Origin of the sequence: Longimicrobium sp. (genome assembly GCF_036387355.1) — a bacterium.
Taxonomy (GTDB): Bacteria; Gemmatimonadota; Gemmatimonadetes; order Longimicrobiales; family Longimicrobiaceae; genus Longimicrobium.
This window is the reverse complement of sequence record NZ_DASVTX010000333.1, coordinates 1-6,679: the sequence shown is the minus strand read 5'-3', so window position 1 is coordinate 6,679 and position 6,679 is coordinate 1. Positions and strand designations below refer to the sequence as shown.

Sequence of the window (6,679 nt, the reverse complement as noted above, 5' to 3'; positions counted from 1 at the left end):
AAGCCTCGGACGTGGACGCGACAGCGCCACGTGCCGGGGCTTACCGCGGTCCGAGCGGCGGATTCGTCCGCTCAGCGCGCGCGGGCACCACGCCCGCCGCACCACACCGGCGGCCGCACCGCACTCCGCACCCCGCACTCCCGCACTCCCGCACTTCCGCACCCCACTTCCGTTGCCCCGCGCCGCCCCGGATAGTACGTTACGCGGGTTTGTGACGAAAAGGTACAAGCACTCGCAGGCCAGGAACGCAGGATGCCGACGTACGAATATCGCTGCCCCCAGTGCGGCAACGACTTCGAGAAGTTCCAGAAGATGTCCGACGAGCCCGTGGCCGAGTGCCCGGCGTGCGGAACGCAGGCGCAGCGCCGCATTTCCGCGGGCGCGGGGCTGGTGTTCAAGGGCAGCGGCTTCTACATCACCGACTACCAGCGCGGTGAGGGCTACAAGAAGGCCGCCGAGAGCGACAAGAGCGGCGGCGGCACCCCCGCGGCCTCGTCCGATGCCCCCGCGGCCAAGCCCGCCGCCGACACGGGCGGCGCGGCCAAGACCGAATCAAAGCCGAGCCCCAAGAGCGAGTAGATGGCCGTAGACATTCTGCAGGCGGAGATCGAGCGCGCACTGCGCGACATGGGCGTGGACGCGCCCGCCGTCGCGCTGGAGCGCCCGCGCAACCCCGAGCACGGCGACTGGGCCACCAACGTGGCCCTTACGCTCAGCAAGGCGCTGCGACGTTCTCCGAGGCAGATCGCCGACGACCTGGTGCAGCGCATTGACCGCGCGGCCGCCGGCATCAGCGGCGCCGAAGTGGCCGGGCCGGGGTTCATCAACTTCCGCCTGTCCACGGACTACGTGCGCGACGGGCTGGCCCGCATCGTCACCGAGGGCGACGCGTTCGGCCGCTCCAACGCGGGGCAGGGGCGCGCCGTCAACGTGGAGTTTGTGTCCGCCAACCCCACCGGGCCGCTGCACATCGGCCACGGGCGGCAGGCCGCGCTCGGCGACGCCGTGGCCGAGCTGCTGGCGTGGGCCGGGTGGAAGGTGCACCGCGAGTTCTACTACAACGACGCCGGCGAGCAGATCAACAAGCTGGCCCGCAGCGTGTGGGCGCGGTACCAGCAGGCCGTGGGCGCCCAGGTGGCGTTTCCGGAGGATGGATACCACGGCTCGTACGTGGGCGAGGTCGCGGAGCAGATCGCGGCCGAGCACGGCGAGCGCTGGAAGGGCGACGACGGCCCCCAGGCGCTGGACGCCATGCGCGTGTACGCCGTGCGCGTGCTGCGCGAGGAGCAGAACCGCGACCTGGGCGGGTTCCGCGTCCGCTTTGACGAGTACTTCCTGGAATCGTCGCTCTACACCGGCGGCCGGGTGGAAGACACCATCCGCCGGCTGCGTGAGACGGGGTACGTGTACGAGAAGGACGGCGCCGTCTGGCTCAGGACCACGGAGTTCGGCGACGACAAGGACCGCGTGATGGTCAAGAGCACCGGCCATCCCACGTACTTTCTGCCGGACGTGGCCTACCACGTCACCAAGTGGGAGCGCGGGTTCCAGCGCGCCATCAACGTGCAGGGCTCCGACCACCACGGCACCACGGCCCGCGTGCGCGCCGGTCTGCAGGCGCTGGGGCTGCCCAAGGGCTATCCCGAGTACGTGCTGCACCAGATGGTGCTGGTGATGCGCGGCGGGCAGGAGGTCAAGTTCAGCAAGCGCGCGGGCGACTACGTCACCATGCGCGAGCTGTACGACGAAGTGGGCGTGGACGTGGCGCGCTACTTCTTCCTCATGCGCCGCGCCGAGGCGCAGCTCACGTTCGATCTGGATTTGGCGCTGGAGCAGTCGGACCGCAACCCGGTCTACAAGGTCCAGTACGCCTACGCGCGGATGTCGTCCATCTTTCGCCGCGCGGAGGTGGACGCGGCCACGGTGGACCCATCCACGGCGGACCTGGGGCTGCTGGCGCACGAGTCCGAGACGGACCTGGTAAAGCTGCTGATGCGCTTTCCGGAAGAAGTGGCGCTCTCGGCGGAGGCGCACACGCCGCACTCCATCTGCGCGTACCTGGAAGAGGTGGCGGGCGCGGTGAACTCGTGGTACCACGCGGGCAACCGCGACGCCTCGCTGCGCGTGATCGGCGCGGACGTGTCGCCGGAGCAGTCGCGCGCGCGCCTGGTGCTTGCGCGCGGCGTGCAGACGGTGCTGCGCAACGGCCTGGCCGTGCTCGGCATCAGCGCGCCCGAGCGCATGGACCGTGCGGAAGAAGGCGCGGCGGAGCAGGGCTGAGCGAATGAATTCGCCGCAACAACGGCGGAAAGTCTCCCCAAACAGACGGGGAGACTTCACCTGCACGGGGGCGGAGGGTGCGGGTGTTGACGGCGGGCTTTCGTCCATCGTTGAGCGGATGAATCCGCCGCTCGAACCGCGGTAAGCCCCGACTCGTGGCCGCTGACGCGCCCACGATCGAGGCTTCAACCGCCCCGGCGGACGGGCCTGCCCGCGCCGGACGCGCCGGGCCCTTCGGATGCAGTCCGCGAAGGCGGACTTCGTGGGGTTCGAGGCGCGGTTTCAACCGCCGGGCGAGGTGTCGGGCGCGCGCCGAACTCGCCCCCACGCCGAACGGCTCCCCCTCGCCCGCTTGCGGGAGAGGGGGCTGGGGGGAGAGGGGTGCCTCGGCATGCGCCGAACCGGCCTCCGCTCCGAACCGGGGTGTGTCCCCTCTCCCACATCGGTTCGTGGGAGAGGGTGGCGAGCCCAGGCGAGCCGGGTGAGGGCCACAGCCCGCAGACGCTTGGCGCAGTTCGATCCGGAAAACATCAACCACCTGAGCGCGCCCGCGGATTCGCGGGCGCGGATCACTCACCGATACAGCGGACCATGTCCCTTCTCGTCGTCGGAAGCGTCGCGCTCGACACCGTTGAAACCCCGTTCGGCCGCGCGGAAGACGCGCTCGGCGGCTCGGCCACCTTCTTTTCCGCCGCGGCCTCGCTGCTCCACCCCGTGCAGCTCGTGGGCGTGGTGGGCGATGACTATCCCGTGCAGGCTCTGGACTTTCTGTCCGAGCGCGGCGTGGACCTCGCCGGGCTGGAGCGCGCGCAAGGCGAAAGCTTCCGCTGGTCGGGCGTGTACAGCTACGACCTGAACTCGCGCGAAACGCTGGAGACGCGCCTGGGCGTGTTCGCCGACTTCAGCCCCAAAATTCCCGAGCAGTTCCGCGACGCCGAATGGGTGTTCCTGGGCAACATCGACCCGGAACTGCAGATCGGCGTGCTGGACCAGGTGCGCAAGCCGAAGTTCGTGGCGTGCGACACCATGAACCTGTGGATCGAAATCAAGCGCACGCGCCTGCTGGAGCTGCTCAAGCGCGTGGACCTGCTGATGGTGAACGACGCTGAGGCGCGCCAGCTTTCCGGCCAGCACAACCTGGCCAAGGCCGCCAAGTGGATCATGGAGCGCGGGCCCCGCTACCTGATCATCAAGAAGGGCGAGCACGGCGCCATGCTGTTTACGCCGCACTCCACCTTCTTTGCCCCCGGCTATCCGCTGGAAGTCGTCTTTGACCCCACCGGCGCGGGCGACGCCTTTGCGGGCGGCTTCATGGCGCACGTGGCGCAGAGCGGCCGGCTGGAGGACGCGGACCTGCGCCGCGCCGTGGTCTACGGCTCGGTGCTGGGCTCGTACGCCGTGGAAGCGTTCTCCATCGAGCGCTTCAAGGACCTTACGGCGGAGGAGATCGAGGAGCGCACCCGGCAGTTCCACCAGATGACGGTGTTTGAACTCCCGGTGAACGCCGGTGTCTGAGCAGCCGGGCCTTTCCTACGCCGCGGCCGGCGTCGACATCGACGCCGCGCACCGGGCCATGAAGGGCGTGGCCGCCATGGTGCGCAGCACCGCGACCGCCGACACGCTGTCCGAGCTCGGCTCGTTCGGCGGGCTGTACCGCGTACCGCGCGACGCCCGGCAGCCGGTGCTGGTGGCGTCCACGGACGGCGTGGGCACCAAGCTCAAGGTGGCCTTTGCCGCCGGCCGGCACGGCACCGTGGGCGAGGACCTGGTGAACCACTGCGTCAACGACATCCTGGTCCAGGGCGCCCGTCCGCTTTTCTTTCTGGACTACGTCGGCGTGGGAAAGCTGGAGCCGGGCGTGGTGGAGGAACTGGTGTCGGGCGTGGCGCGCGGCTGCCGCGCCAACGGGTGCGCGCTGCTGGGCGGCGAAACGGCGGAAATGCCCGACATGTACACCGCGGGCGAGTACGACCTCGCGGGCACCATCGTGGGCATGGTGGAGGAAGACCGCGTGCTGGACGGCCGCGGAATCCGCGCGGGTGACGCGCTGGTTGCCGTGGCGTCCAACGGACTGCACACCAACGGCTACTCGCTCGCCCGGCGCATCGTGTTCGACCGCATGGGGTTGGGCGTAGACGACGCGTTTCCCGAGGAGGACGGCAGCGTGGCCGACGTGCTGCTGCGTGTCCACAAGTCCTACCTGGGATCGTTGTATCCGCTCCTGCAGGCGGACCGGGTCCGCGGGCTGGCGCACATCACGGGCGGCGGGCTGGTGGACAACGTGCCGCGCATCCTTCCCGCGGAGGTGGCGGCGCGCTTTGACCTGGAGAGCTGGACGGTGCCGCCGGTGTTCCGCGTGCTGCAGCGCGAGGGCGGGGTGGAGCGCGATGAGATGTTCCGCGCCTTCAACATGGGGGTGGGGATGGTGGCCGTGGTGCCGGCGGCGGACGCGGATGCGGCCGTGCGCGACCTGGCCGCCGCGGGCGAAACGGCGTGGATCGCGGGGGAGATCGTCCCCGGCGCCCGCGAGGTGATTCTGAGCTGAGGATGACGATGAACAAGTGGATGATTCCTGCCGCCGCGGCGGCCGCGCTGATGGCCGGCCCGCTGGCCGCGCAGGGCGACATTGAGACGGTGTGCGCCTCGTTCAGCAACTCTGAGGTGGCCAGCCGCTGCGGCGCCGTGGCGCAGGCCGTGGACGCCGCGCAGCCGCAGCTTGGCATTCTGCTCGCGGGCGGCAACCCCACGCTGGGCACCGCGAGCACCGGCGGCGTGCGCCTGGGCGTGCTCCCCCGCGTGAGCCTTACCGGCCGCGTGAACGTGGTGGCGGCCCGCCTGCCCGACATCCGCGACGTGGAAACCAGCGGCGGCCAGGCGACCACGGAGCAGTTCCGCGTGCCCGCCCCGGCGGTGGGCGCCAACGTGTCCGTGGGCCTTACGCAGGGCTTCAGCGTGGCGCCCATGATCGGCGGGTTCGGCGCCATCGACCTGCTGGGGAGCGTGACGGTGCTGCCGCTGTCGCTGGCTGGCGACGACTTCGGCGACAACGCCTACTCCTGGGGCGCCGGCGCGCGCGTCGGGCTGATCCGCGAATCGTTCGTCACTCCCGGCGTGTCCGTTTCGGTGATGTACCGCGACCTGGGCGACGTGACGTTCGGCACCGTCTGCGAAGGCACCGAGGTGCCGACGACGGAGAACCGCAGTACCTGCACCGGTGGCGGCGACTTCGGCGAGATCGGGTTCGGGCTCACGAACCTGAGCGGCCGCGCGGCGGTGAGCAAGCGCCTGCTGGGCCTGGGCGCCACCCTTGGCGTGGGCTACGACAAGTTCAAGACCGATGCGGACTTTGCCTTCCGCGCGCCCAGCGGCGTGGGCACGGAAGACATCCGCCGGTTCCGCGATGTGAGCGTGGACAACGACCGCTGGTCGGCGTTCGTGGACCTGTCGTACACCGTGCTGGTGGGCTCGCTGGTGGCGGAAGTGGGATGGATGCAGGGCGACGACGCCATCACCGGCTTCCCCAGCACCAGCGACTTCGATCCGGGCGAGGGCACGTTCTTCGGCAGCATCGGGGCGCGGCTGTCGTTGTAAGGGCAGTGCGGAGTGCTGAGTGCGGAGTGCTGAGTTGTCGTGAGCACGTGCGTTGAGGATGATCGCGGGATGGGGGCTGTGGCCTCCGTCCCGCGTCCGTTTGGGGGCCTCGATGGATGAACAGCGTGGCGGAGCGGGGATGAGCGGCGTTTCGGAGGCGGACCGCGCGTGGATGCGGCGGGCGATCGCGCTGGCGGAGCGGGGATGGGGACGCACCGCGCCCAACCCCATGGTCGGCTGCGTGATCGTGCGGGACGGCGAGGTCGTGGGCGAGGGATGGCACACGGAGTACGGCCGCCCCCACGCGGAGCCGGAGGCCCTGCGCGCCGCGGGCGAGAGCGCGCGCGGCGCGACGGCGTACGTGTCGCTGGAGCCGTGCAGCCACTGGGGCAAGACGCCGCCCTGCACCGATGCGCTCATCGCGGCCGGCGTGCGCCGCGTCGTGTTCGGCGGGTTCGATCCCAACCCCAAAGCGGCGGGCGGCGCGTCCGTGCTGCGCGAGGCGGGGATCGACGCGGTCGGCGGGGTGGAGGAGCACGACGTGCGCGACCAGAACGCCGTCTTCTTCCACCGCCACGCGGACGCCGGCGCGGCGCGGCCGTTCATCGCGCTCAAGCTGGCGATGTCGCTGGATGCGCGCATCGCGGACCGCGACGGCCGCTCCGTGTGGATCACCGGCGACGAGGCGCGCGCCGAGGTGCACCGGCTGCGCGCCGGCTACGACGCCGTCGCGGTCGGCATCGGCACCGCGCTGGCGGATGACCCGCGGCTGACGGTGCGCGGAGAAGTCGTACCCCGCGTTCCGCCT

At 70.7% G+C, this 6,679-nt stretch carries 6 protein-coding genes; all 6 read left to right on the top strand.

From position 1 onward, the window contains the following. Nucleotides 1–252: 252 nt before the first annotated feature. The gene (locus VF665_RS14760) at nucleotides 253–579 is read left to right on the top strand and encodes a zinc ribbon domain-containing protein (protein WP_331054204.1); all 327 of its coding nucleotides are present in this window, start codon (nucleotides 253–255) and stop codon (nucleotides 577–579) included. After that, complete coding sequence (argS, locus tag VF665_RS14755) at nucleotides 580–2,280, top strand: arginine--tRNA ligase (RefSeq protein WP_331054203.1); 1,701 nt, start codon at nucleotides 580–582, stop codon at nucleotides 2,278–2,280. Between the two features lie 591 nt (nucleotides 2,281–2,871). After that, nucleotides 2,872–3,795, top strand: coding sequence for a PfkB family carbohydrate kinase (locus VF665_RS14750; RefSeq protein ID WP_331054202.1), 924 nt, complete (start codon nucleotides 2,872–2,874; stop codon nucleotides 3,793–3,795). Next, nucleotides 3,788–4,825, top strand: a complete 1,038-nt coding sequence (purM, locus tag VF665_RS14745) for a phosphoribosylformylglycinamidine cyclo-ligase (RefSeq protein ID WP_331054201.1) — start codon at nucleotides 3,788–3,790, stop codon at nucleotides 4,823–4,825. Before VF665_RS14750 ends, purM begins: the two co-directional genes overlap by 8 nt. An 8-nt stretch (nucleotides 4,826–4,833) precedes the next feature. After that, nucleotides 4,834–5,871 carry a hypothetical protein gene (locus VF665_RS14740; RefSeq protein WP_331054200.1) on the top strand — a complete coding sequence of 346 codons (1,038 nt, stop codon included), beginning with the start codon at nucleotides 4,834–4,836 and terminating at the stop codon, nucleotides 5,869–5,871. Nucleotides 5,872–6,010: 139 nt separating this feature from the next. Continuing rightward, nucleotides 6,011–6,679 (top strand): bifunctional diaminohydroxyphosphoribosylaminopyrimidine deaminase/5-amino-6-(5-phosphoribosylamino)uracil reductase RibD (gene ribD / locus VF665_RS14735; RefSeq protein WP_331054199.1); only part of this gene is annotated, 669 nt, incomplete at its 3' end.

Excerpts from the sequence above, each read along its gene's own strand:
- VF665_RS14740 (WP_331054200.1), top strand. The coding sequence starts at position 4,834 with ATGAACAAGTGGATGATTCCTGCCGCCGCGGCGGCCGCGCTGATGGCC.
- VF665_RS14750 (WP_331054202.1), top strand. The coding sequence starts at position 2,872 with ATGTCCCTTCTCGTCGTCGGAAGCGTCGCGCTCGACACCGTTGAAACC.
- argS (WP_331054203.1), top strand. The coding sequence starts at position 580 with ATGGCCGTAGACATTCTGCAGGCGGAGATCGAGCGCGCACTGCGCGAC.
- VF665_RS14760 (WP_331054204.1), top strand. The coding sequence starts at position 253 with ATGCCGACGTACGAATATCGCTGCCCCCAGTGCGGCAACGACTTCGAG.